The sequence below is a fragment of the Pseudoalteromonas aurantia genome (assembly GCF_005886875.1).
In the GTDB taxonomy this organism is placed as follows: Bacteria; Pseudomonadota; Gammaproteobacteria; order Enterobacterales; family Alteromonadaceae; genus Pseudoalteromonas; species Pseudoalteromonas aurantia_A.
The window spans coordinates 1-351 of record NZ_PNBY01000267.1 but is presented as its reverse complement, the minus strand read 5'-3'; the positions used below and the strand labels follow the sequence as shown (position 1 = coordinate 351).

1 protein-coding gene is annotated in these 351 nt (G+C 51.9%); it reads right to left on the bottom strand.

Annotated features, from left to right (window positions below):
* Positions 1 to 351 (bottom strand): glycoside hydrolase family 15 protein (locus CWC18_RS20905; protein ID WP_249930165.1); only part of this gene is annotated, 351 nt, incomplete at both ends.

Sequence of the window (351 nt, the reverse complement as noted above, 5' to 3'; positions counted from 1 at the left end):
GACAGCACCCCGCCTTTGTATAGTTTCCAGGCGAGCATGATGGGCATTGCGGTTTGATCCAGTTGCACCCCCACCCACTCTAATTCACCGTCAACATGGGTCTTTTGTAAAAACCAGCCGGTATCGCCTTGGTTGCCTGGGGTATCCTCTCGTACCTGGACCTTAGGTAAATAGTTAAACGCCGCTTTTGCCGTTTGCGTGTCCCCCATGGCTAGAAAAGCCATAGCAACTTGATAAAAGTCGCGTACCCATACCGCCTTATAGCCAGTATGGCCTTGCTCTGCGGCCACGGTATCACCCCATGGGTTTGATAAAGAGGCAATCAATGCCCCAGCATGGGTTTTGTCTTCC